The sequence below is a fragment of the Mogibacterium diversum genome (assembly GCF_938028775.1).
GTDB classification, from domain to species: domain Bacteria; phylum Bacillota; class Clostridia; order Peptostreptococcales; family Anaerovoracaceae; genus Mogibacterium; species Mogibacterium diversum_A.
The window spans coordinates 1-25,523 of the sequence record NZ_CALIZG010000005.1 but is presented as its reverse complement, the minus strand read 5'-3'; the positions used below and the strand labels follow the sequence as shown (position 1 = coordinate 25,523).

Annotated in this window: 25 protein-coding genes and 1 riboswitch; of the genes, 10 read left to right on the top strand and 15 right to left on the bottom strand. The window is 42.0% G+C overall.

The window, feature by feature from the left end; genetic code table 11:
• Positions 1-12: 12 nt before the first annotated feature.
• Positions 13-3,174: a hypothetical protein gene (locus Q7O90_RS00435; protein ID WP_304126186.1), complete on the bottom strand. Its 3,162-nt coding sequence runs from the start codon at positions 3,172-3,174 to the stop codon at positions 13-15.
• 248 nt (positions 3,175-3,422) lie between these two features.
• On the bottom strand, positions 3,423-3,611 hold the full coding sequence (locus Q7O90_RS00430) for a hypothetical protein (RefSeq protein ID WP_304126185.1): 189 nt from the start codon (positions 3,609-3,611) through the stop codon (positions 3,423-3,425).
• Between the two features lie 75 nt (positions 3,612-3,686).
• Here Q7O90_RS00430 and Q7O90_RS00425 point away from each other — a divergent pair, with 75 nt between their 5' ends.
• From Q7O90_RS00425 to rpsI, 3 genes are all read left to right on the top strand, one after another.
• The gene (locus Q7O90_RS00425; RefSeq protein ID WP_304126184.1) at positions 3,687-4,265 is read left to right on the top strand and encodes a GNAT family N-acetyltransferase; all 579 of its coding nucleotides are present in this window, start codon (positions 3,687-3,689) and stop codon (positions 4,263-4,265) included.
• Between the two features lie 171 nt (positions 4,266-4,436).
• Positions 4,437-4,865 (top strand): 50S ribosomal protein L13, encoded by a 429-nt coding sequence (gene rplM / locus Q7O90_RS00420; protein WP_106057323.1) that lies wholly within the window; start codon positions 4,437-4,439, stop codon positions 4,863-4,865.
• A gap of 17 nt (positions 4,866-4,882) precedes the next feature.
• Entirely contained in the window at positions 4,883-5,278 is a 396-nt protein-coding gene (rpsI, locus tag Q7O90_RS00415; RefSeq protein WP_106057324.1) for a 30S ribosomal protein S9, read from the top strand.
• 91 nt (positions 5,279-5,369) lie between these two features.
• Here the strand turns inward: rpsI and Q7O90_RS00410 are convergent, their stop codons facing one another.
• On the bottom strand, positions 5,370-6,251 hold the full coding sequence (locus Q7O90_RS00410) for a LysR family transcriptional regulator (RefSeq protein WP_304126183.1): 882 nt from the start codon (positions 6,249-6,251) through the stop codon (positions 5,370-5,372).
• 216 nt (positions 6,252-6,467) lie between these two features.
• Between Q7O90_RS00410 and brnQ the strand changes: the two genes are divergently transcribed.
• Positions 6,468-7,784 carry a branched-chain amino acid transport system II carrier protein gene (gene brnQ / locus Q7O90_RS00405; RefSeq protein WP_304126182.1) on the top strand — a complete coding sequence of 439 codons (1,317 nt, stop codon included), beginning with the start codon at positions 6,468-6,470 and terminating at the stop codon, positions 7,782-7,784.
• Between the two features lie 154 nt (positions 7,785-7,938).
• On the opposite strand, the gene thrH is transcribed toward brnQ, so the two are convergent.
• From thrH to ribD, 6 genes are all read right to left on the bottom strand, one after another.
• Entirely contained in the window at positions 7,939-8,538 is a 600-nt protein-coding gene (gene thrH, locus Q7O90_RS00400) for a bifunctional phosphoserine phosphatase/homoserine phosphotransferase ThrH (RefSeq protein WP_304126181.1), read from the bottom strand.
• Between the two features lie 9 nt (positions 8,539-8,547).
• Positions 8,548-9,252, bottom strand: coding sequence for an HAD family hydrolase (locus tag Q7O90_RS00395; protein WP_304126180.1), 705 nt, complete (start codon positions 9,250-9,252; stop codon positions 8,548-8,550).
• A 115-nt stretch (positions 9,253-9,367) separates the two neighbouring features.
• Positions 9,368-9,841 carry a 6,7-dimethyl-8-ribityllumazine synthase gene (gene ribH, locus Q7O90_RS00390; RefSeq protein ID WP_106057369.1) on the bottom strand — a complete coding sequence of 158 codons (474 nt, stop codon included), beginning with the start codon at positions 9,839-9,841 and terminating at the stop codon, positions 9,368-9,370.
• A gap of 12 nt (positions 9,842-9,853) precedes the next feature.
• On the bottom strand, positions 9,854-11,080 hold the full coding sequence (locus Q7O90_RS00385) for a bifunctional 3,4-dihydroxy-2-butanone-4-phosphate synthase/GTP cyclohydrolase II (protein WP_106057370.1): 1,227 nt from the start codon (positions 11,078-11,080) through the stop codon (positions 9,854-9,856).
• A gap of 11 nt (positions 11,081-11,091) precedes the next feature.
• Positions 11,092-11,766, bottom strand: a complete 675-nt coding sequence (locus Q7O90_RS00380) for a riboflavin synthase (RefSeq protein WP_304126179.1) — start codon at positions 11,764-11,766, stop codon at positions 11,092-11,094.
• Positions 11,766-13,034, bottom strand: coding sequence for a bifunctional diaminohydroxyphosphoribosylaminopyrimidine deaminase/5-amino-6-(5-phosphoribosylamino)uracil reductase RibD (gene ribD, locus Q7O90_RS00375; RefSeq protein ID WP_304126178.1), 1,269 nt, complete (start codon positions 13,032-13,034; stop codon positions 11,766-11,768). Before ribD ends, Q7O90_RS00380 begins: the two co-directional genes overlap by 1 nt.
• Positions 13,035-13,159: 125 nt before the next feature.
• Positions 13,160-13,275, bottom strand: a riboswitch (FMN riboswitch).
• 230 nt (positions 13,276-13,505) lie between these two features.
• On the opposite strand from ribD, the gene Q7O90_RS00370 reads away from it, so the two are divergent.
• Both Q7O90_RS00370 and Q7O90_RS00365 read left to right on the top strand, forming a co-directional pair.
• Positions 13,506-14,459 carry a 3-hydroxyacyl-CoA dehydrogenase gene (locus tag Q7O90_RS00370; protein WP_304126177.1) on the top strand — a complete coding sequence of 318 codons (954 nt, stop codon included), beginning with the start codon at positions 13,506-13,508 and terminating at the stop codon, positions 14,457-14,459.
• Between the two features lie 135 nt (positions 14,460-14,594).
• On the top strand, positions 14,595-15,167 hold the full coding sequence (locus Q7O90_RS00365) for a hypothetical protein (RefSeq protein ID WP_106057374.1): 573 nt from the start codon (positions 14,595-14,597) through the stop codon (positions 15,165-15,167).
• Between the two features lie 124 nt (positions 15,168-15,291).
• Here Q7O90_RS00365 and Q7O90_RS00360 read toward each other — a convergent pair whose 3' ends face one another.
• Together Q7O90_RS00360 and Q7O90_RS00355 are read right to left on the bottom strand one after the other, a co-directional pair.
• Positions 15,292-15,798: a hypothetical protein gene (locus Q7O90_RS00360; protein WP_304126176.1), complete on the bottom strand. Its 507-nt coding sequence runs from the start codon at positions 15,796-15,798 to the stop codon at positions 15,292-15,294.
• Positions 15,799-17,253, bottom strand: coding sequence for a Y-family DNA polymerase (locus Q7O90_RS00355; protein WP_304126175.1), 1,455 nt, complete (start codon positions 17,251-17,253; stop codon positions 15,799-15,801). It abuts the gene before it with no gap.
• 366 nt (positions 17,254-17,619) lie between these two features.
• Between Q7O90_RS00355 and Q7O90_RS00350 the strand changes: the two genes are divergently transcribed.
• The 4 genes from Q7O90_RS00350 to Q7O90_RS00335 are packed head-to-tail and all read left to right on the top strand — an operon-like array spanning position 17,620 to position 20,698.
• Positions 17,620-18,627, top strand: coding sequence for a metal ABC transporter substrate-binding protein (locus Q7O90_RS00350; protein WP_304126174.1), 1,008 nt, complete (start codon positions 17,620-17,622; stop codon positions 18,625-18,627).
• Between the two features lie 28 nt (positions 18,628-18,655).
• A complete protein-coding gene (locus Q7O90_RS00345; RefSeq protein WP_304126268.1) occupies positions 18,656-19,354 on the top strand; it encodes a metal ABC transporter ATP-binding protein in 699 nt (232 codons plus the stop codon).
• On the top strand, positions 19,347-20,195 hold the full coding sequence (locus Q7O90_RS00340) for a metal ABC transporter permease (RefSeq protein WP_304126173.1): 849 nt from the start codon (positions 19,347-19,349) through the stop codon (positions 20,193-20,195). Before Q7O90_RS00345 ends, Q7O90_RS00340 begins: the two co-directional genes overlap by 8 nt.
• Before the next feature lie 26 nt (positions 20,196-20,221).
• The gene (locus Q7O90_RS00335) at positions 20,222-20,698 is read left to right on the top strand and encodes a hypothetical protein (protein WP_304126172.1); all 477 of its coding nucleotides are present in this window, start codon (positions 20,222-20,224) and stop codon (positions 20,696-20,698) included.
• Between the two features lie 104 nt (positions 20,699-20,802).
• On the opposite strand, the gene Q7O90_RS00330 is transcribed toward Q7O90_RS00335, so the two are convergent.
• The 4 genes from Q7O90_RS00330 to Q7O90_RS00315 all read right to left on the bottom strand — a co-directional run.
• Positions 20,803-21,756 carry an AEC family transporter gene (locus Q7O90_RS00330; RefSeq protein ID WP_304126171.1) on the bottom strand — a complete coding sequence of 318 codons (954 nt, stop codon included), beginning with the start codon at positions 21,754-21,756 and terminating at the stop codon, positions 20,803-20,805.
• An 87-nt stretch (positions 21,757-21,843) separates the two neighbouring features.
• Complete coding sequence (locus Q7O90_RS00325) at positions 21,844-23,466, bottom strand: malolactic enzyme (protein WP_304126170.1); 1,623 nt, start codon at positions 23,464-23,466, stop codon at positions 21,844-21,846.
• A 198-nt stretch (positions 23,467-23,664) separates the two neighbouring features.
• Positions 23,665-24,840, bottom strand: a complete 1,176-nt coding sequence (locus tag Q7O90_RS00320; RefSeq protein ID WP_304126169.1) for a DUF4317 domain-containing protein — start codon at positions 24,838-24,840, stop codon at positions 23,665-23,667.
• A gap of 135 nt (positions 24,841-24,975) precedes the next feature.
• A partial coding sequence (locus Q7O90_RS00315; protein ID WP_304126168.1) for a DUF5104 domain-containing protein occupies positions 24,976-25,523 on the bottom strand: 548 nt, incomplete at its 5' end.

Here is a 25,523-nt window from a genome sequence, read left to right as displayed (position 1 = left end):
TTACATTTTGAGCTATGCGTTTTTCTTCCTTATAGCAATCACAACGCCTAGTAGCATGCTTGCAATTACGAAAGCAAACATAAACTCAAACCCTGTGGAATCCCCAGTCTTAACGACAGTTCTGATGTTCTTTCCATTTAGAGTAGCTTTTCCGTTAGGAGCCCTATTAGCTGCACGAGAAACTACTGCAAACTCCGAATTTACAGAGCCGTTGCTGAAACGAACAGTTACAGAATGCTTTCCTGGTCTCAGAGATCTTAAGTACGATGCATGTAAGGTAATTCTTGCACTTCCCTTTACAACGTCATAGTTGCTTGGATCTACAACCTTACCATCGATCTCAACGCCCTTAAATCTCTCAAAAGTCTTTTCGTCATCAGTCTTAGACTTAACTACTATGAGCATTCCGTTATCATCACCGTTCCAAGCGAGATTTCCATTCGCTACATAATACTCAGGTGAAACATTAGTATTTCCGCTATTATTACCTGGAGTTGGTACGTTTGGCTGTGTGCTATTGTTATCCCCCTGATTGCTTCCTGGGTTTACCGGATTCACAGGCTTCTCAGGTGTTACTGGTTTCTCAGGCTCTACCGGTGTTACTGGCTTTTCAGGCTCTGCTGGCTTGTGGTCAGTGTACTCGATAACATTGTTGTAAAGCGACATCGAAGGCATATCAAACGCTACGATGTATCCACCATCAGATGCTAAGATCTGCTTGAATGGAACCTTTACGAGCTTTCCCTCATTATCAACGTAGTATACCTGCTTTACATCCTTGCCATCTGGAACTAGTCTGCTGACCTTGAAGTTTCCTCTTACTAGCTTAGAAAGCTCAGTACGATACATGTTGATCATATCGATATCAATAACTTCGTAGTCCTTACCCTCGAGGCCCTTTACGCTCTCTTTAGGTAGCTTTCTAACGCTTACTAGATAATCGCCTCTTCCAAAATGAAGCCCAGTTACAGCAGTTGTATTATCAATATCGATAAGCTGTGTGTTGCTCTTACCCTCTTCGCTCTTAGGCTTTAGTATAAGTTCATTAACGCTACCGCAGCTAAAGTGGTTGAACGCATACTTCGCCGCACCCCATTCTGACTTGTCCTTCATAGTCATTGGGAAAGAGTCTAGGGTATATCTTGGATCATCAACATATACCATGTAGTTCTGATCTTCAATCAGCGAATATTCAACTACACCTTCGTTAACCTTCGCTGTAACTTCGTCGTATTCGCTTACAAACTTAATCTTAACGTTATCAACAGGATTGTGATCCTTGTCGAAAACTGGAAGTGTATAAGCTACACGCTTTGCAACTTCAGGATTACTTACGTACATCTGTCTTAGAGTTAGGTAGAACGCATCTACTTTTCTTCCATTCTGCTTCGATGGAACTGGCTTCTCACCTGTCTTGTTTAGAACAAGGTAAGCGTTAGGCATTTCAAAATCGCCATCCTCAGCAAACACGATGTAGTTGTGGCCCTTTACCATCTCAACATCAGGTAGGACTCCGTCGCTCGACTGCACCTTAGTCTCTACAGTCTGCGTTGTGGCATTGTAGAAGATAAATGTAACCTTCTTCTTGACAGGCTTATACTCATTACCAGACTTTCTTAGAACTGGCATGTTTTTGAGAATAACCTTTTCCTTCTCGTAAATCTTCGCATACTGCTCTGGCTTATACTGTGCGCAATCCTCGCATGGACCGCAGGTATTGCAATCATCACCACTGTTGTCTCCAGTATTATCTCCTGGCTTAACGATGTCACTTCCTGGCTTCTTGCCGTCTTTTCTAACAAGTTCTATTGCACTGCACTGCAGATAACCATTTATATCATTAGCATCATAGCCTTCGATAATAGGGTTATACTTGCCCTGCTTATTCGGCTTCATGGTGAACTCAATCTTATTCTTCATAACGTAAGTATCGTTCTCATCTAGCTTTAGCTCATAAGGAACGTTTCCTTCGGTATTGATTGTAACTTCACCCTGCTCACTGTAGATAACCTTCGACTTGCCGTTATCCTTACGAACTAATCTGAAAGGTAGACCTGCCTTTGCCACATAGCCGCCATCAGAAACCTTTAGAACTGTAATGTTGGAATTCGATTTAGGATTCTCTAATTCGCTCTGCTCTTTCACTTTGTGGAATACAAGTTTTGCAATCGGCTTCTCTGGTGCGCCTGTGCCCTCATCATAATCGTAATACAGCGGATACTCGTTTTCATATCTTGCATATATGCGCATTAGATGCTTGCTGTTGTATGCTCCAACGATTGTATAGTCAGCATATGAAGGATTAGCGGTATCCATTCCAATCTTATACTGCGTTTCTGCCTTCATCTTAACGCCGTGAATCTTACCATCCTTAACGGTGTATTTTTCAAATTCATATGACCAATCAGCAACTCTGCTCATGTCTATAAGTTCAAGTTGAACACCATCAGGCATTGGCGTTCCATCCTCTAGAACTACGTCAATATCGCGAACGTTTGCTAGCTCGCCTTTTTCTACCCTCTTCTTCTCAACTGGCTTTGGCTCTGATGGGGTAGCATCGTCTTCGATTTCCTTGAGAGTTACTGTTGTTACAGGCTTATCCTCGAGAAGCTTCTTGTTGTGTCTGTCATACCAAACAAGAGTCTTGCCTTCTGCAGTTATTCCAACAGGGATTGTACCAAGATTAGCATCAGCTTCAACAACTTTATGAGTATCCATCTTCTCGTCATCCCACGAGAGACCTAGTCTATACTGCTTATCAGAGATCAGCTTAAGTTCAAGCTTTCCGTTCTTAACTTCATAGTCTTTCTGATCATTGTTATCTGGATCTTCAAGCGTGAAAACTGTTCCGTCTTCAACAGGTGATCCATCCTTGTAAACAACTTTTACAGATGTTGTAACTAACTTCTTAGAAGCTTTCGGGGTTATTGCAGCAGGCTTTTCACTCGCAGGTGTAGCTGCAGGCTTTTCCTGTGCATTAGCTTCTGTAGCAGCGTTAGCAGTTTCTTTCGATACCACTTCGCTTTCGTTAGTCACGGCATTTGTAGCGGCCGTGCCCTCTGCATGTGAAGCTTCTTCAGCCATGACATGCCACGGCATCATGGTGAGAATCAGGATAGCTGTTAGCATAATTCCTGAAATCTTCGCTTTTGGTCCTTTCTTTTTCGTAACCATTTCCATACCTTCCTTATTTATATAGTCAATAAGTGTATAACGTAAAAAGCTGTGTCGTCGTCCGCTCCCATCTCGCGAACAACAATACAACTTCACAATATAATCACATTTTATCTCATTCGTAATAACGTTAACAATAATTTCTATCTATATCAGTATGCGTACTTATTTAAAATTCTTATCATTAAATGAATTTATTGTATCGAAATATTTTCCTTATAGTTATAAAGCTCTCCTTGCTTGCCTTCTTAATTATTCCCCTTTTTCGGTGGATTCCACTGCACCTGAGCAACTACTGTAGATGCGAAAATTACCGCACAGCCTCCCCACTCCATCAGTGTCATATGCTCATTTAGAACAAGTACTCCTAGAATTGCAGCCGAAAGCATAATTGCGTTGTTCTTCGTCACATGCTTAGACACCGAAATTATCTGCATAGCGAAGAAGTGAACAATATGCAATTAGGTATGATAAGATATATAATTTTTTGTTATAATTAAGATGTTAATTAATTGGATACTAGAGGAGGAATCGACTTGATAGAAACTGACCACATCATACTTCGCAAGGCATCCTTTGCTGACTGCGACCTTTTCGCGGAATGGGAATCGCGAGAAACCGTAATCGAGCACTTCTGCACGACTGGCAAAAGAAACCTAGATACGATAACAGACGAATTCCACAACGTCATTCATGATCCATCTCGTGAATGGATGACAATAGTTGAGAAGTCTAGCAGAAAGCCTCTGGGAAAAATTGATATCACCAACATTGATCCCATCAATGATTCACTAAATATCGCCATCATTTATCTCGCTGACGAAGCGGCTCGTGGCAAAGGCTACGGAACAGAATCGATGGAAGCGCTTCTTCGCCATGCTTTCGAGGAGCTCGGTACACATAGAGTTACCGTTTCTCATTTTCCTGATGATAAAGTCGCTTCGAATCTATACACTAAGCTAGGTTTTAGGACAGAAGGTATACTCAAGTTAGCCGGGAAACGCAGCAATGAGTATTTCGATATGGAACTTCGGGCTATTCTGGTAGAGGAATGGGATGAACAGAACGAAATGAAAGCTTTAAAAGCTTGACTTTGAACTCTTTGAGTAATATAATTTTTAGGCATATTGTGCAAATGGAGTAGGGCGCTGCCCGGTAGCTCCGACACTAAGTTATTTTTAGTATGTCGAACAAGATCCTCGGATCCAAGTAGACAGTGCCGAAACCGATCTTCGGATCTGAGTAGGTAGAAAGGAAAGAAAATGAAGTCTTACATCGCTAAGCCTGCAGATATCGACCACAAGTGGTATGTTATCGATGCAGAGGACAAGACTCTAGGTAAGGTTGCAGCTGAGATTGCAATGATCCTAAGAGGCAAGAAGAAGCCTATCTACACACCTCACGTTGACTGCGGAGATTACGTAGTTGTTGTAAACGCTGAGAAAGTAGCAGTAACTGGCAAGAAGGAAAAGCAGAAGATTTACAAGAGCCACAGCGGATATCCAGGTGGTCTCAAGGAGACAACTCTTGCAGAACTTCGCGCTAAAAAGCCAGAAGAAATCATCCGTCACGCTGTTAAGGGCATGATGCCTAAGGGCAAGCTCGGCAGACAGATGTTCAAGAAGCTAAAGGTATACGCAGGACCTGAGCATCCACATGCTGCACAGAATCCTGAAGAGTGGACATTCTAGGAAGGGAGGATTAGAAGATGGCTAAAGAAATGTATCAGGCAACAGGAAGAAGAAAATCTTCAATTGCTAGAGTCAGATTACTCCCTGGAACAGGAAGAATCGTTGTAAACAAGAAGGACCTCGAAGATTACTTCGGACTTGAAGTTCTTAAGAACGAGGTTAAGAGACCTTTTGAAATCACTGGAACAACTGGAAAGTACGATGTAATCGCACTAGTTAACGGTGGTGGTACAACAGGACAGGCTGGAGCACTTAGACACGGTATCTCAAGAGCACTTTGCGAAGTAGATGCTGAGGCTAACAGACCAGCACTTAAGGCCGCTGGATTCCTAACGAGAGACCCTCGTATGAAGGAAAGAAAGAAGTACGGTCTCAAGAAAGCTAGAAGAGCTAGCCAGTTCTCGAAGCGTTAATCTTACTGAACTTAAAAATCCCCGGATTCTATCAGAATCCAGGGATTTTTTACTTATACTAAGGATTATTTTATTCTTTAATTCTCCAAATTTATCCAAATAATGATTCACCATCACTATTACTTTTGCTTACAAATTTCAATAAATCGCGAAGCGACTGATTTTTGTTTTTTGACATATAGACGAGTAGTAGAATCTCTGTAAATCTCTCACCTAACCCTTCCATATACATATCTTCAATTGGCGTCATCTCCTCTTTTGGCATGATTGCAAACCCTTGCCCGAGTGCAATTAAAGCAGTCTGATTCGACACCGTATCAACAACACGTACATCCGAAAAAGTGCTATTGTATATGCTTTTTAGATTTTCTCTACAGTACTCATGATATTCACTTTCAACTGCTTTGGTGATAAGAGGTAAATTCTCAATGACTTTCCCGACACTTCCGTATTTAATCACGCTTTCTTGTGAGCAACATAAAACATCATGTGCAGCTCCTATTTCCACCTTCTCTATGCCAATTGTATTTTCACTCAACATCGTGATATCTGGGATAATCATCGCATCTATCGATTCCCTCTCCAGCATGTTAATCAATTGGTCTTTGTCCTTAAATTCAACCTCTAAGGAGATACCTCTATTCATAGCTTTATACTTTTTTAGAAAATTGACGGGCAGATAGTCACCTCCGATTCCAATTCTAAGGATTTTATCTTTCTCATTTTCAATTTGTTTTAATAAGTCCTCATACTGCCCGATTATCTCTTTTACACCTGAATAGAATTTTTCCCCGGCTTCAGTCAAGCTTACTCCCTTATTAGTTCGATAGAATAGAGAGCATCCGATTTCATTTTCTAATTTATTAATATACTTACCTATTGCAGTTTGCGTGATGTTGCAAGCTTCAGCAGCTTTAGAAAAATTCAACAATTCTGCAGCAGCAATAAAATATTTTAGTTTGATTAAATCCATTTGTCTTTTTCCTAAAATTAATCACAATTTGTAATATGCTTGAAATTACAGCGATTATAACACACCATTACGGTAGATTAAACCTTGTTATTCCAAAAAGTACTAGACATATGATTATATTTCGATACTGATTCCTTGATATTTAATATATATTAAGCCTATGTTTTCAGTTACAAATGAACATTTTATGGTTGTTTTGATTATTAGGAGGGGACTATGAAAGATAATTCAAAACCAAAGGCAAAGGGACCGATTATCATAACTATGGGACTCGCTCTTTTCGCAACTCAGTTCGGAGCGGGTAACCTTATATTTCCGCCATTCCTTGGCCGTGAAACAGGGAGCAATTGGCTAATAGGATTTGCGGGATTTTTCATCATGGATGTAGGCTTGGCTGCCTTAGCTATTTACTCTGTTGTTGCTAACAAAGAAGGAACTGTAGACGGTGTAACGAATAAGCTCGGTGCCATACCTGGTAAGGTATTTGTATCTATTATTCTATTACTACTAGGTCCAATCATCTGTATTCCAAGAACATCTGCTACTACTTATGAAATGGGTATCAAAGGACTTCTTCCAGGTGTTCCACTATGGGCATTCAGTCTTTTATTCTTTATAGTAACTGCTGTACTTGCACTAAATCCTTCTGGAGTAGTAGATATTATAGGCAAGTTCCTAACACCACTTTTACTTTTAGTAATGATAGTTTTAATTGTACTTGGAATTGTAAATCCAATTGGTGCACCTATTGCAACAAAAGATCTTGTTCCATTCCAGACAGGAATTACTAATGGTTATCAGACACTTGATGGTATTGGTGGAGTAACTGTAACCATAATTCTAATAATTGCTGCAAAGAAGTATGGCTATACCGAAAGAAACGAGGTAAAGAAACTAGTAGCTGGTGCAGATGTTATTTCAGCAACGCTACTTGGACTAGTATACGGAGGACTATCTTACCTCGGGGCATCGACTGCAAGTGATAGTCATTTTGACGGCCTCGCACAGGCACCACTGCTAATTGCTATTACTAACAAGCTACTTGGTGGATGGGGGGTTATCGCTCTAGCGATTATAATACTACTAGCATGTTTAACAACATCGATTGGACTCTCTTCTGTAATTGGTGATTACTTTGCTGGTTTATCAAACGGAAAAGTTAGCTACCGCACAGTAGTGCTCGTTACTATCGGATTTAGCTTCTTCATGAGCAACCTCGGTCTCGATAAAATTATCGCACTTGCAGCACCTATCCTCAGTGCATTTTATCCACCACTGATCATTCTAGTAATATTTGCACTGCTCGATAAGTGGATCACAAGTAAATATGTTGGTGGTATAGCTGCTTACACTGTGTTCTTCACAAGCTTACTTTCAGTTTTACACGGGTTTGGTCTTCCATTCGATTTCATCAAGCTTCTACCATTCACTAAGCTAGAACTTGGTTGGGTTGTACCTGCTATAGTTGGTGCTCTAATCGGCTGCATATATGATACTATTAAGAGAAATAAATTGAGATTATTAGAAGCGTAATTCGCTGAATATTGTGATATATAGTGTAACATTAAAAATGAGAGCTCTGGATTAGCTCTCATTTTTAGTGTTTATTAAGTAATCAAAATTTTAGGCTCTAAGTTTTAGATTACACCCATATTAAGAAATAATATATTCACTTAGCCATTAATTATTATAATGCCTTCTTAATCGCATCTAGCAGGTCATCAAACTCATCGTAAGCTGGGAACTGTGGGTAGTCAGCTTTGATGGCATCTGTGCTACGGAATAGGAATCCCGCTTTGCTTGCTTCAATCATAGCTAGATCGTTAAAACTATCTCCTGCCGCAATTGTCTCAAAACCGCATGACTGAAGAGCTCTCACTGTTGTGAGCTTTGACTTCTCGCATCGCATCTTGAAGCCTTCTATCATTCCGTCTTCACCAATAATCAACTCATTGCAGAATAGTGCTGGCCATCCGAGCTTAGCCATGAGTGGCTGAGCAAACTGTGAAAATGTATCGCTGAGAATTATAGCCTGAGTAGTTGCACGAAGTTCATCTAAAAATTTCTTTGCTCCTGGTAGTGGATCAATTCTAGCGATTACATCCTGAATCTCCTTAAGTCCAAGGCCATGCTCCCTCAAGATATCAAGCCTGTAATTCATTAGCTTGTCATAATCTGGCTCCTCTCTAGTAGTCTTCTTTAGTTCCTCGATGCCTGTCTCTTCCGCAAAGGCAATCCAAATCTCAGGCACCAATACGCCTTCCATATCTAAGCATACAATATTCATCTTAACCCCCTAATAATCAGTTAATCTAGTAATAATCTCCGGTAGCTCAGCAATTGAATAAGCTCTCGCATCAGCCTCATCTAGCTCCCCAGACTTCCCGTATCCATATTCACATGCGACAAACAATATCTTGTTCCTCACTGCCGCCTCTTGGTCATTGAACCTATCCCCAATCATAACATATGTTAAGTCAGGTTCTGCACTTATTATAGAGCTTAACACATCAGCTTTAGACTGCCAATCCCAGGATTCGCAATCTATATATCTCTCAAACCATTTATCCGTGTCAAATCTCTTTCTGTTGAATTCTGCATACTCGTGATCTGAGTTGCTAAGTATCATCATCCTGTATCCCTGTTTTTTGAGCCTGTCTAGTGTGTCACGAGCACCAGAATACCAGGGATCAGCACCATCGCGAACCAGAGTGCGCATGTAGGCGCCGACCCGCGCCGATGCGGCCGCCTTAGCGGCCGTAGGGAGCGCTGGGGCGAAGTCTGCCCACATCTCGTCATTTGTAAGCCCCAGCCAGCTCTCCATGCGCGCATAGCTAGGATTTTCGACTGGAACATCATATATCGTCCTCAGCCTTTTCGCTATATCAAAAATAGCTGGTGCATAAATCTTAATAGTTTCTTGAATGGTGCCATCGTAGTCAAACACGAGCATAACCTTGCTCTTGTCTTGATTTTTCCTTTCACCATTCTTAATTTCCATACTCTTATCCATGTATAAGACCAATCCCCATTTGCATTTTGAAAACAAGGCAGACTTCACCAGTCTGCCTTGCTGTTATTAAATATGCCTGCTCACCTTTATTAATAAAGCTGTTCTATAGCTGATCTACGAGGTTAACCATCTCAATTGCGGATAGTGCGCAGTCGTAGCCCTTGTTTCCAACCTTGCTTCCTGCACGAGCGATTGCCTGTTCAATATTCTCTGTCGTGATAACTCCAAACATAGTTGGCACACCGGTCTGCATAGAAATCTGAGCGATTCCTTTTGCAGCCTCGTTGCATACAAGCTCGTAGTGGGATGTCTGCCCTCTGATTACAGCACCGAGAACGATTACAGCATCATACTTTCCGGACTCAGCCATCTTCTTTGCAACGGTTGGTAGCTCAAATGCTCCAGGCACCCAAGCAGCTGTGATATTCTCTTCCTTGACATTGTGGCGTACAAGTCCGTCAATTGCACCGCTTAGTAGCTTGCTTACAACAATTTCATTGAAACGAGCAGCCACGATTCCAACCTTCATTCCTTCTTTAGCAACGACTTTACCCTCTAATAGATTGATATTGTTCATGACGATTCCTTTCTACTTCTCTAAATCAATTTCGTTGAAAATATGTCCCATCTTACTCTTCTTAGTCTTGAGATACATGTAATCGAACTTCTGTGGCTTAATCTCAATCGGAACTCTCTCAGTTATGTCCAGAGCAAAGTCACCGAGCCCATACACCTTTTCAGGGTTGTTAGTCATAAGCCTTAACGACTTGCATCCCAGGTCTCTTAAAATCTGTGCTCCTACCCAGTATTCCCTTAGGTCTGGTGCAAACCCAAGCTTAACATTAGCCTCGACTGTATCGTATCCCTCTTCCTGAAGAGCGTATGCCTTGATCTTATTGATGAGTCCGATGCCACGACCTTCCTGTCTCATGTAAAGCAGCACTCCGCGCCCTTCTTTTTCTATCATCTCGAGTGACTTCTCGAGCTGCAGACCACAGTCGCATCTCAGCGAACCGAACGTATCACCTGTGAGACACTCCGAATGAACTCGGCAGAGAACATCCTTACCATCTCCGATTTCACCCTTAACAAGAGCTACATGATGCTCGCCAGTAATATCATTAATATACCCATACATTGTGAATTCGCCATACATTGTCGGCAGTTTAGCTACTGCCTCGCGAATTACGTGGCACTCATTAATGCGCAGATAATCCTGAAGTTGCTTGATCGTTATAAATGCTAGATCATATTTCTCTGCGATTTCCCACAGCTTAGGCGTTCTCATCATCGTGCCGTCATCGTCCATAATTTCACAGCACACACCGCACTCCTTGAGTCCTGCAAGTCTCAGCAAGTCTACTGTAGCCTCTGTATGTCCATTTCTAACTAGCACACCGCCTCTCTTAGCAACGAGAGGGAATACATGCCCTGGTCTCCTGAAATCTTCCGGCTTCGAATCTGGATCCACGCATTTTCTCATCGTATATCCTCGTTCCTTAGCTGAAATACCAGTCGTGGTATCAACATGGTCTATTGAAACTGTAAAAGCAGTTTCGTGGTTATCCGTGTTCTCAGACACCATCGCTGGGAAGTTGAGCTTCCTTGCGAGCTCAATGCTCATCGGTGTGCAGATGAGCCCCTTGGCGATACTAGCCATCATGTTGATATTCTCCTGCGTTGCAAACTCCGCAGCACAGATCATATCACCTTCATTTTCTCTATCTGGGTCATCTGTACATAGAATTATCTTTCCAGCTCTCAGATCCTCCAGCGCTCTTTCAATTGAATCATATTCGCGTTTTCTACTACTCATCGTATCTCCTTTCAGAACCCGTTCTCCGCCAGGAACTCAAGTGTAAGTCCACTTTCGTTATCGCCCTTTTGCCGAGTACCACCATATACAGTCGGCTCACCGAGTCCCAATAATTTTTCTACGTATTTGCCTACAATATCATTTTCAAGATTAACTTTATCGCCTGCATGCCTCTTCAGCAGTGTAGTCTCCTCACCTGTATGAGGGATAATCGAAACCTTGAAACGCTCATTATCCACATAAGCAACAGTAAGGCTGATTCCATCGATTGCTATGGACCCCTTCTCAACTATGAGTTTAATAATATCTGTTGGTGCCTTTATGCTTACCCATACGGCAATTCCATCATGCTCGAGTGATTCAACAGTCCCAACGCCATCGATATGGCCCGATACTATGTGTCCACCGAACCTACCATTTGCAGCCATCGCTCGTTCCAGGTTAACCTTATCGCCCACTCTGAGCTGCGAGAATCCCGTTCTGGAGATGGTCTCAGGCATGACGTCTGCGGTAAATCCATCAGCATGAAGTTCTACTACAGTGAGGCAAACACCGTTCACAGCGATGCTATCACCAATATTAGTGCCTTCTAGTACCTTTGAGGCCTCGAGCTCTACGCGGCCCGTCACCCCCGATATATCAAGTGACCTCAATCTCCCTGTCTCTTCAATGATTCCTGTAAACATTAGTTTTCTCCATCTTCTGGAATATATGTGCTGAGATTATCGATTCTCTTGCATGTAATCATGAGATCAGAACCAATCCTCTCAACGTCGTCGAACGAGAATTTATATGCCATATTAGGATTGTCAACTCCAATACCCTCAATAGGGCTCTTCGCCTTTCCACCGAATACCTTTGGTGCGATAAATATTCTCATCTCGCTGATAATTCCAACTCTCAGCGCACTTTCATTGAGATTTCCACCACCTTCAAGGAGCAAGCTATCTATTTCTAGACTGCCGAGGTATTCCATCAGCATGTTTAGATTGACTCTTCCATCGTGACCAGGGAAGTTAAAAATCCTGACTCCCATCTCGTTAAGTTTAACTGCCTTCTTGATGAAATTTCCTCCGCCAAACTTCTTGCCTAAAGCCTTTGCAAGCGGATTTGTATTCTCATAGTCCAAATAGATTGGTGCCTTATCAGTAAACCTCACCTCTCCTATAGGCAGACCTTCAACTGCGCAAACGACAACAGTTTCACTATCGTACTCATCAGCAGTTCTAACTAACTGGCATTCATTTGGAATTCTGAGCTTGCTGTCGCATACGATTCTCACCGGATTTCTGCCACCCTCAATTCTGCAGTTAAGCATAGGATCATCAGCTATAACCGTATCAACACCGACCATGATGCTCATGCATTCATGACGCAGCTCATGCACCTTGTGAATAGCCTCAGGGCCAGTAACCCACCTTGATGCTCCAGTCTTAGTCGCAATCTTACCGTCAGCAGTCATGGCATACTTCATCATGACGTAAGGATGCTTAGTAGTTATGTAGTGGAAGAAAATCGGATTTAGAGCATCACACTCATCCATCATGAAGTCTTCTACGACCTCAATGCCAGCATCTCTCAGCGCTTGAACACCCTTTCCAGCTACCTTCGGATTAGGGTCCTTGGATCCAATCACAACTCTAGCTATTCCGTTTTCAATAATTGCCTCCGTGCACGGCGGTGTCTTGCCGTAATGACAACAAGGCTCCATAGTCACGTACATCGTAGCACCCTCTGCAGAATCACGAAGCGATGCTATAGCATTTCTTTCAGCGTGCATCTGACCGCACTTTACATGGTATCCCTCGCCTATGATCTGTCCATCTTTGACAATTACAGCCCCGACCTTTGGGTTAGGATTAACCCATCCTGTGCCCTTCTTGGCCAGTTCAATAGCTCGGCTCATATACTCTTTGTCCTGTAGCATCAGCTCATCAGCTCTCTCTAACGACATTTCTCTCTCCTCATTCGAATAAATATACAATTGACCCGTTCAATTAGAATGGATATGCACTAAAAAAGAAGCCCCCTCAGAGCTCCTGCAATTCATCCCTGTACAACCTACTGTACCCTTCAGAATAAAAGCTTCTCCCATCCAGACTTTAACTGTCGGCTTCGGAATCTAACCGAATCATGCCTCTCGGCTCGCGGGCTATACCGCCGGTAGGGAATTACACCCTGCCCTGAAGTCAATTACCATATTTATCAGTTCTAGGTTCAAATAGTTAAAGATAATAAACCAAGAACTAATAAGTATAATAGAACTATTATGGAACTCTGTCAATAGTCGCAATCATTATGAATTGTGTAGTTTTAAAGAAATAATTGCATACTATTAAATATTATGTGGCTTTATTTAATTTTAGGTGTATAATCGAGTTATACAAAACTAACACAAGTTGTTTATAACACAGGAGGTAATCCCATGAATAATAAAAAAGTTACAGTAGCTGGTGGCGGCGTACTAGGCAGTCAGATTGCTTTTCAGAGCGCTTTCTCCGGATTCGATACAACTATATGGCTAAGAAGCGAAGGTTCCATCGGTAGATCTCAGCCTAAGATAGACAGGCTATACAAGATTTATCTATCTGAAATCGAAACGCTAAGGCAAAATCTAGGCAAGCCTGGACTCCAAGTTCCTGGAGGTTTCGGGGTAAAAGCTGAAGACCTAACTAGCGAGAAGCTCGACGAACTCCAAGAAAAAGTTGAATCTGCTTATAAGAATCTAAAGCTATCTCTTTCTCTAGAGGATTCTGCAAAAGGCTGCGATTACTATATAGAGAGCATGGCTGAGATTCCTGATGAAAAGCATGAGTTCTATAGAAAGCTCGATAAAGTGCTCGACGATAATACTATCGTAATGACAAATTCTTCGACATTCCTTCCTAGCACATTTAAGGAAGATATATCTAAGCCTGAGAGATACCTCGCACTTCACTTTGCTAACAACATCTGGAGAAGCAACATCGGTGAGGTTATGGGGCATAGCGAGACATCCCAGGCCGCATATGACGAAGTAGTTGAATTCGCTAAAGCCATCAACATGGTCCCTATTAAGGTTCTGAAGGAACAGCCTGGTTATCTGTTAAATTCTATGCTAGTGCCATTCCTAAATTCTGCACAGTACCTACTCGCTAACGGAATTGGAGATCATGAAAATATCGACCGCGCTTGGAAGCTAGGAACAGGTTCTCCACTTGGTCCTTTCCAGGTACTCGATATCGTCGGACTAACAACTGCTTACAACATCGTATCCAGCAACCCTGAGTCAAAGAACCCAGATTCAAATGCAGGCAAGATTGCAGCAATGCTTAAAAAGTACATAGATGAAGGTAAGACCGGCATCAATGCTGGTGAAGGTTTCTATAAATATAGATAATCTTCTGAACATCCTATCTGTAACATCAGAGGTGGCGTTTAAATAAGTGCCACCTCTCTCTTTATTTATTAATGACCTCACTTCGCTCTAATGATATAATACCAATGCTAATTAATAGAGGTTAGAGGTGACAAGATGGCATATATCAATTTTAAAGAAATCGACAATTCAAATGTAACTATCGAATGTAATTCCAGCAACAAACCAGAGGATTATACGCTCGGCACTTTCTCATGCGAGGAATTCCTGCAGCACCTAATCGGCAAAGGAATTATCCCTATAGATGAAAACGAGGCGGAGAGACCCCACGCACTTAACACAGTCAGAGAGTTATATGAGCTCTGCAAGAACAATCTTGGCGATATTCAGGTTATGACTGATGCAAGAGCTGATCAAATAATCGCTTGCCGTGAAAATGCTGATGATAACCAGTCAAAATTCACCGGCTACAAGCTTCTAGAGCTTCGCTACTATGACTGCGAACCTGAGTCGCAGATTATTAATTTCAAGTATCCGTATACCGAAGAAAAGCAGTATGACTGTAATTTCAACGTTAAGATGTTCATCAACAATCCTATATTCTTCAATACGGTCATAAGGCTTCTGTATGAATACAGCGGTCCTGTGCTAATATATGATTACTGGAGACCAGTTGGCATGGAACTTCTTGGTACAGTTGAAGGAATAGAGCAGATTGCACGAGTTTAATCATAGGTTCTCCCATATGCATTGCAGACAAGATGTGCTACCTAATAGTCTGACAAAACATATCGCTGATTTATCAATTTAGATAAACGAATACACACCCCCCTGCTTGAAAGAGCAGGGATTTTTATTCATCTTGCGACCCAATACTCCTAGCATTTAAGATTTCTAGTTTGTATATTGACCTCAAAGGAATTTCTTTATCAAGAATTGTGATAGTCTCTTTATCTGGCCTGACCTTTGTGACTAATCCACTAATTTCTATATATCTGCCATGCAGCTCATCATCGGCAAGGGGCTCAAAGTAAAGTATTCTGACCTCAACACCATTTTCTCTAGCTAATATGCTATTGCTACAATTTTCGTATATGGCTGCAATCTTGCAGTCTAAATCAAAATACTCATCATCAGTAAGTACCCTTTTGATATCGTAGATTATCTCCTTTTCCGATAAAGCATCATCATATCCAGACAAGGCAGCAAAAGGTGCGAATATCTTAGCTCGCTTCTCATTACTCATCCGCGGATACTTGTACGAAAATCTATCAGCCCGATGAACTGGCCTCACTCTATTGATAATATCGGCATATTCAAATTTTGTTGCCCGTATTATTCTTTCATCGTATACACCCATCTACGCTCTATGACCTCCTATCTGATTGTTCCTTTCTATATATGTGCTTCCCTCTTCGAGATTCATGCCTTTTATCAAGGCATTGCTTCCATACTTCTCACGTATTGCTAGCATAACCCCCTGCAATTCACATTCTTTAGAGTCATCTGTATCGCAAGAGTCTAGTGAAAATATATCAATCTGCTCATCTTCATCTACTCCTTTGATATCGTTGGCGGCTATGGTTATGCGCCTTATGTAAAGCGTCGGGTCTATCAGGCGATCAAAAGCTTTCTTTAAGTTTCCTACAATCTCAGCAGTGCTATTCGTTGCCTTATGCAGCCTGACATTACCAGAAACAGCCTTAGGTATCACTCTTCCATAAAAATCAACTACAATCGGGCCATCATACTCACCACTTTCAAGGCTCTGCCCGTCGAAACTGACCCAGAAAGAAAAATGCGATGCTCTTAGTTTCTTCCGTACCATGTCCATGGATAACTTATCAGTCATCTCGATAAATATATTGCGACCTTCTCCATGAGCATATGCGCGAGGCAGAACCTGCCCAGTAGAGAGCGAATGCGCTGTTGGCTTATAAGACTTGATATCCGACATGGTACATGGTTCCTTACCCCATGCATGATCAATCAGAATCTCAGCGTCTACACCAAACGCTTTATACAGATATTCCTCCTCATTAATCGATATGCGAGCTATATCCCCCATCGTATAAGCCCCGATTTTAGCGAGCCTTCGGGCTTTACCACGCCCGATCTGCCAGAAGTCAGTTAGCGGTTTATGGTTCCAAAGGAGATACTTATAAGATGTCTCATTGAGCTCTGCAATTCTTACGCCATCTTCATCGGCTTTGCTCTTCTTGGCAACTATATCCATACCAACCTTAGCAAGATACATATTAGTTCCAATTCCCGCAGTAGAAACTATGCCTGTCTCAGATAGTACAGCTTTAATTATAGTCATCGCCATCTCACGAGCAGCCGAAACCTTGTGGCGAATCGCTGCCTCCTTATACATGTGGAGGTAATGCGTTATATCCATAAAGCATTCATCTATGCTGTATACATGGAGATCCTCTGGGGAAACAAATTTCATATAAATGGAATAAATTTCTGATGATATGCGCACATACTCAGCCATCCTTGGCGGTGCTATGATGTATTCAATCTCATGACCACACTCTATCTCCGCTCTTCTTATCGCATGCTTCGCTTCAAATAATCTAGGTCTCCCCGGCACACCAATGGCCTTCAGTGCAGGTGAAACCGCTAGGCAAATCGTGTTATCAGACCTAGATATGTCTGCGACTAGAAGCTTAGCCTCGAGCGGATTAAGCCCTCGCGCTATGCATTCGACAGACGCATAATAAGACTTCAGGTCGATGCACAGGTAGGTCCTGCTCCCCTCAAGCTCCTCCCCTTTATTAAATATATTGATTGACGCATTCCCATCCATCTTCACTTCCTGCTGACGACAAATACACCGCTTGACTTTTTTGCTTGTCCCAATTATAGTGGAGGCACAGACAAAAATCAAACATATGTTCTTTTATTTTTCCGCTAAATCTTCATGATTTTTGTTGAACTCCACTGACCTCAAGGTGTTAAAAATTTTTTGATAGTTTTGTGAAACTTTCTTTCTACATTGACATGATAAATCACCGGTGGTAAACTGAAAATGATTTTTAATTTCGGTTATTCCCCATTTTTATGTCGTCTCCGCTTCGATTCATAGAAGAATTGCGGTACTCGGACAATTACAATAACCGATATTATTTTTGCAAAATCTGTATTTTTCACGTTACATAGCATGGAGGTTTTTATGAAACGTAACAAGCTTATTAAAATATTTGCAATTATGATGATTGCAATCCTTTCACTTGGTACACTTGCGAGCTGTGGCAAGAAGGAAGCAGACTCCAAGAAGCTCAAGATTGTCGTAACCACATTTCCTGAGTACGACTGGGTTAGAGAGATTCTAGGCGACAGAGTCAAGGACGTTGATTTGAAGCTACTTCAGAAGAATGGTACTGATTTGCACAGCTTCCAGCCTTCAGCTCAGGATATAAAGGATATTTCAAATGCTGACATTTTCGTCTATGTTGGCGGTGAGTCAGATGAATGGGTTGAGGACGTTCTCAAGAAGAAAAAGAACAAGGACCTAGTTGCAATCAACCTCATGGACGAAATGAAGGACAGTAAGAAGGCTGAAGAAGTCAAGGAAGGTATGCAGCCAGAGAAGGAAGATGAAGATGAAGGTGACGGTCATCATCACGAAAACGCCGAGGAAGTAGAGTATGATGAGCATGTGTGGCTATCTCTCAAGAATGCGATTAAGCTCTGCCAGCCTATCGAGCAGGCAATTGCTAAGAAGGATGAGAAGCACGCAGATACTTATAAGAAAAACCTCGATGCCTACACTAAAAAGCTAGAGACTCTAGATAGCAAGTATGCTGAGGCTGTTAAGAACGCTAAGGTTAAGACTCTCATCTTCGGAGATCGTTTCCCATTCCGTTACATGGTAGATGACTATGGTCTAAACTACTATGCTGCATTTGTAGGTTGCTCCGCTGAATCTGAGGCTAGCTTTGAGACAATCAGCTTCCTATCTAACAAGCTCAACCAGCTGAAGATTAAGCACATTGTAACTATTGAGAACTCTGATCAGAAGATTGCTAAGTCGATAATCAAGAACGCTGATGGAACTAAGAGAGATATCAAGACACTTGATTCCATGCAGTCTATGAAGAAGGGAGATATCAAGAAAAAGACTTACCTCAAGACAATGGAGAACAACCTCAAGGTTCTACAGGAGATTCTTAACAATTAGGTATTACTAGGAGTATAAATTGAACAAAATGGTAAGAGAGACTAAGGACTCTTCATTTAGTATCATTTGCGAGGGGCTTGCTGTCGGGTATTCAGGCAAGCCCCTCTGTGATGAATTCGATCTGGAGATTAATAACGGAGATTATATTTGTATTATAGGGGAAAATGGTGCCGGGAAATCGACCTTGATTAAGACCTTGGTAGGTCTGATTCCAGCGATTAACGGCAAGGTCTTGCTGCGCGGTGATATCGTGAGGCGCGATATAGGCTACTTGCCGCAGCAGCGTGAGATGCAGAAGGATTTCCCGGCTTCCGTATGGGAAGTTGTGCTATCCGGATGTCTTGATATGCTTGGATTCAAACCTTTTTATGGTCATAAGGAGCGAAAGCTTGCCGCTGATGCTATCCGAGAGCTTGACCTCGAGGATATCAAGAACGAGAGCTTTCGCGAGCTGTCTGGAGGGCAGCGGCAGCGCGTGCTGCTCGCACGCGCCATCGCCGGCTCGAAGAAAGTGCTGGTTCTGGACGAGCCGATCACCGGGCTTGACCCGGTGGCCGCTGCCCATCTATACCAGCTGCTACACAAGCTGAATCAGAACGGAACGACAATCATAACAATCTCGCACGACATCAGCAAAGCGCTATCAGCAGCTAACAAGCTCCTGATTATGAACGATAAACCTCACCTTGCTTCAGAAGCGGAGAGAAAGGAGGTTCTAGATGTCTAATTTCTCAGAACAGCTACACATGTACCTTTCTCACTCCTTCGTCCTATATGCGCTAATCGTAGGTGTTTCAATCGCTCTCTGCGCTGCTATGGTCGGAGTAACACTAGTGCTCAAGAGATTTTCATTTATAGGGGATGGACTATCACACGTTGCCTTCGGAGCGATGACAGTCGGCACAATTTTGCACGTTTCCAGCAACCTCTATGTGACTATGCCCATTACTATAATTGCCGCTATACTGCTGCTTCGCAGCAGCCAGAACAGCAAAGTTATGGGCGATGCCAAGCTTGCTATTTTATCAGTGGTATCGCTCGCCTTCGGATACCTTATGATGAATGTATTCTCATCATCAGCAAACGTATCTGGCGACGTATGCACTACGCTATTCGGCTCCACATCGATATTGACACTGACGACCGAAGACGTAATTCTCTGTCTTGTCATATCGGCTATAGTTATAGTTTCCTTCGTGTTTCTATACAACAGGCTTTTTGCAGTCACTTTTGACGAGGAATATGCTAAGGCGACAGGCACCAAGACGGAAACTTATAATTTAATCATTGCAATCATCATTGCTGTTATAATAGTGCTGGGAATGAACTTGGTAGGCTCACTTTTGATATCAGCTCTCATCATCTTCCCTGCCCTGTCGGCAATGTGCGTATTTGGAAGCTTCAGAGCAGTAACTATCTGCTCGATAATTCTATCGATAGTTGCCGCTCTTACCGGAATGTTTATATCAATCCTCGGTGGAACTCCAGTAGGCGCAACGATTGTAACGGTAGATGCAGTTATGTATATAATATTTATACTAATCGGCAAAGCAACAGCTAGAGGATAAATTTTACTGAATGTAAAGATGATAAAATGACTAACAAGAAAAAGACTAAATTAATCGTAATAATAATCACGCTGCTAGCTTTTGTAGCAGTATGTATAGGCATTACGCTTCATATCGTATCGGGAAATAGTTCCAAGGCAGATAAAAGCGTAGACATCGACCTCAGTACCATGAGTGCAACAGCAATCTACTCTGAAGTGTCTAACATGATGACAGATCCTAAGAAATACGTAGGAAAAACTATCAAGGTAAAGGGATACTACACCGTAAGCATCGATCCAAGTACTGGCGAGCGCTATACGTACTGCCTGATTCCAGATGCAACCGAATGTTGCCAGCAAGGGCTACTCTTCAAACTCAAGAAAGGTGAAGCATCGAAGCTCCCTGCTGAAGAAAAAAGATTTGTCATATCTGGCAAATTCACACTCAAGACGCTACCTGAAGATAAGAACGCCACGTACGTAGAGCTCGAGAATGCCAAAATCTATAAGGGTGAAAAATAACAAAAAAGACTATAGTAAAATACAAAATGTTCTACTATAGTCTTTTTCTATGACTTAATATTTACCCTTAGCAGTACGAATCCCAGGATTAGCACTCTACAGGATTACATGTACCCAAGTAGAGCATCGACAATAGGTATAACTATTACGAACATAATCGTACTCAGCGTCACTACATTGGTTGAAAATTCGACATCTCCATCTCCATGACTTGCAAGAATTGGGAGAACTGCTAGAGCAGGTGCCGCCGATTGTATCACGAACGTCTTAAACTCATCAGCAGGCATGTTCTTGGCTGTAAGCATGAGAATTGCGACCATCGCTAGAGGTCCTAAAATAAAGCGACCGACTAGAGTTATAATCGTATCTCTATCAAGAGTAATCGTCTTTAGCCCTGCCTTTGCAAGGACTATACCTATGTATATAAGCGACAGCGGTGTTACTATATTACCTATATATGTCAGCGTGCTTGTAGCGAAGGCTGGCACCGGAATCCTTAAAACCAGGAATATTAGAGCCACCAAAAACCCTACAAGCGGAGCTGGTAAAAGCTTCTTCCAATCGAACTTTTCCGCACTCTTACTCTTACCCGACTTACTGTCACTCGACATCAGATATACTCCGAGAGTCCAAGTCGAAATCGTATTAGTAATGTAGTAGATGAGGAAATATGGCAGTGCCTTATTCCCGAACAGCGCTACATTAAGCGGCAGTCCAATGAAAATGGTGTTAGCATTTACAAAGGTATTTATCATAGTCCCCCTGCGCCCTGGTCTTACACGAAATGCTCTGACTACAATATATGCAACAACATAACCAAGTGTGAATGCAGCAAACGTATACACCAGCCCTTCAGATAGGCTAATTAATTTATCGAATGTCAGATACTTCATCACCGATACGAAAATTGATGCTGGTAGCGCAATATTCATAATTAATCGGGAAAGGTTTTGTCCAAATTCCTGTCCAAACCAACCGTGGGTTTGCAGAAAATACCCCAGTACAATTATCGCAATTATAGGTACAATGCTCTGTATAGAGGTCATTAATATTTCCATATCGCTCCTTTCTAGAGCTCAAACTCCTATAGTCTGTGAAAACCGTAGATATTACGACTTTCACAGGCGATATTCAATGTCTTTATTTTAGTATTTTGGATACCATTTTAGGGCTTGAACAGCTTTTACCATATCCTTTTCCTCCGCACGGGCAAGCCCCTGCTCCTGAGCTGTTTTTGCAACTGCTTCAGCAACCTTAATCGATACATCCGCAACATACTTAAATGGTGGAAGTACTGGTGCTCCTGGCTTGCTCATATCAATGATACCGCTGAGAGAGTGAGCTGCTGCACCAATCATCTCATCTGTTAGTAGGCTTGCCTCAGACGCAAGCATACCAAGACCTAGTCCTGGATAAATGAGTGCATTGTTAGCCTGTCCGATTACATAGTCCACACCCTTATACGAAACGGTATCTGCAGGAATTCCGGTTGCTACAAATGCTTTGCCATCCGACCAAGCAATTATGTCTTCGGCAGTGGCCTCTGCAAGTTTCGTTGGATTTGATAGAGGGAAAATCATTGGGCGTTCAGTATTCTCGCACATAGCCTCAACAACTTCCTTCGTAAAAGTATTTGGTACTGTTGATGTTCCAACAAGTATTGTTGGCTTTACTGTCTTCACAACCTCAAGTAAGTCTGTCAGCTTATCTGCATTAGGAAAATCAGATCGTTTCTTAGCGAAAGGTCTCTGTTCAGGAGTCAAATCATCCATGTCATCAAACAGAAGTCCTTGTTTATCCACCATGAAGAATCTCTTATATGCCTCTTCCTCTGACAATCCCTTAGTTATCATCTCGCGAAGCACACGATGTGCGATTCCTGCACCTGCAGTTCCACCGCCAAAGCACAGGTAAACCTGATCGGTAATCTTCTCGCCTGTAACAGCAAGTGATCCGAAGATTCCTCCAAGCGTTACAATACCAGTTCCCTGTATATCGTCGTTAAATGTAGGGATATTCTTACGATATTTTTCAAGAATATTTGCAGCATTTGAACGGCCAAAGTCCTCCCAGTGCAGGTATAGCTTAGGGAAGAGTTTTTCTGCTGTATTAACAAACTGATCAATGAAATCATAGTAACGATCCCCGCGCACTCTCTCATGACGATTTCCAAGGTAGTTAGGATTATTTCGCAGAGACTCACGGTTAGTTCCTGCATCAATAACTAAAGGCAGCACCGTAGATGGATCGATGCCAGCAGCGCCAGTATATACCATGAGTTTTCCAACAGAAATATCTACACCGTTTGCACCCCAGTCACCGATTCCAAGAATTTCTTCAGCATCTGTTACTACAATTAGTCTTATCTCACGACCTCCTGCTGCATTTTTAAGTGTTTCCTCGATATGCTCAGGGTGATTAATATCTAGATAACCCGCATACTGCGGATTAACGAAGAGATTGCTATATCCTTCTATAGTGTCTGCAATAGTTGGATCATAGACAATAGGGTTAAACTCTTCCAAATGATGAGAGAACAGATAGTAGAACAACGTACGATTTGTATTGAAAATCTCCATGAGAAATAGTCTTTTTTCAAGATCATTCGCTTTAGTCTGTAGCTGCTCGTATGTCTCAGCTGCCTGTTCTTCAATAGTCTGAACATAAGGCGGTAACAGGCCTATAAGCCCTAGTTCTTGACGCTCTTCTAGAGTAAATGCGGTACCCTTATTTAGAAAAGGGTTGTTTAAGATATCATGTGCGTTCATAGTCCACCTCCGCTTTTTATATCTATATTAATTATGTTTCATCGTATCCCAAAAAACACCATCTGTAAATGCTTTTGAACGTATAAACACACTCATCTCACACAAAACACAACAGAGAGCCGAACCACCGTGTTCTAAGCTCTCCGTTTTCATTTCCTTTATTATAGCTCTCTCAATACTACTTCATAATATCGGCAGTTACGCCTCTTCACCTCCCGAAGTTTCACCTTCACCAGCATCAGGCAGGCTCACATCCACACCATTCACAGTAATGCCCTCGCTAATTGGAATCATCAGGTAACTGCGTCCATCTATAACCTCGGTCTTGATTCCAAAGGCATGCTCTGGATCCACGCTGATATTCACCTCAGGTGTTTCAATCTTGAATTGTTTGCGGTTGATTAGGTTCTCTGGGTTGAAGAACTCTTCCCCTTCAAAATACTGTTTACACGTATCATGGAACTTCTCGATTGCCTCGTCAGAGGTCCCGCTCTTCATGAGAATTTCCTCGAGCTCATTGATGTGAATCTCCGGTGCCTCATCGGACTTAGCTTCCTTAAGGATATCGATTTTCTCCCCTATCTGACTGTGAAGCGCCTTCACAACATCTATGTCACATTCGTCCTTGAGCGAATCGGCAAGAGCGCTGTCAAATGCATTTTTCTGAGTATTCGCAGCCATCGGTAACTTGTCTAGATTGAATACAGCCTTGAGAAAATCGCTATGAACGTCAGCCGAACTTCTCGTGTAATAGAGTGCATGGTATATGTTAGTCATCCTATCATCGAAGGTCGGGAACATGAAGCCCATGTCTGGTGCACCGAGGATGCTACCAGTCGACGCTCCACGGAAATTCTTCTCCTCGGCAAGGTATCTGAGTGCACCCTTCGGGTCTTTTACAGGACACAGGCAGCAAACGAAATACTCAAACTGATCCGTCGACTCTTCTGACCACCCGTCACTACCGCTATCCTTATATGGCACATCATAGGCATCAGCAGCAAGCAAAATAACATATCCGGTATCTCCCATATCTGCGCTATCGATAATTCTCTGGAATAAAATCTTGCGCATAGTCTCGTTACTGAGATGCGAAGTCCTCAGCGTCTGAAGCAGCCTATGCTCATCGCTATCCTCAACCTGCGCTGTCGAAAATTCTACATCGAGCAGATTTCGTCCCAGCGCCCCAGATAGTACCTTCTTGAGCGTCTTCATGTACATCTCACGCTCTTCATTTTCCATGAGCATCGTCGGCGAATCCATGTACGTAATAACCTCTCGCGCAGCATTGACGTAGCAACCATAAATATGCCCAAAATTATTCATATCTGGACTAAATCTCTTCTTAATTTCTCTAATTTCCTTGCGATTCATCTTGTCTCCCATTCACAATATTTATGTTTATTGTTGCAAAGTATACATTTGCAATAAATGAATATTCTATAATCGTATACGTTTATATTCTTTTAGACGTCTTTAGGTATTTCTTAATTTGCCCCCTACTATAGTTTAATTTATATAGTGGATGAATATGCCTGGTTTTCCACTACTAATCCCATCCCATATAAAATCTTCTGAAAGTTCTTCTTTAGACCCATTGCAGAGCTCTATGGTTTTCAGACCGACATTTTCCTTGTTTTCATCATCTTTATCGCAGAAACTTATCCATCCTACATACTCCTTACCGTTACTTAGTTTAAATAAAAATTCACCAGTAATACTAAGTGGCTGAATAGTTAGCGATCCTGATGATCCAGGGGTATCGCTATGTACATAAATGATTTTATTATCTCCGCATAAGTTCATAATCTCATCTATCTTACCATCTAAATCTTCGATATCCTTTTGTGCACTCCTTGAAAAAAGCTTCTTGAGACCTTCTTTATCCTTTTCATTAATGCATTTAACGATTTTTTTATTCATTGCATTCATCTGTGCATCTTCATATGCAGTTTCTTCACTTAGCCGTTGTTCACGACTTTTGCAGCCTTCAAGACAGAATACAGTTGATAAAATCATTAGCAGGCATAGTAATGCACATGTTAATTTTCTCATTA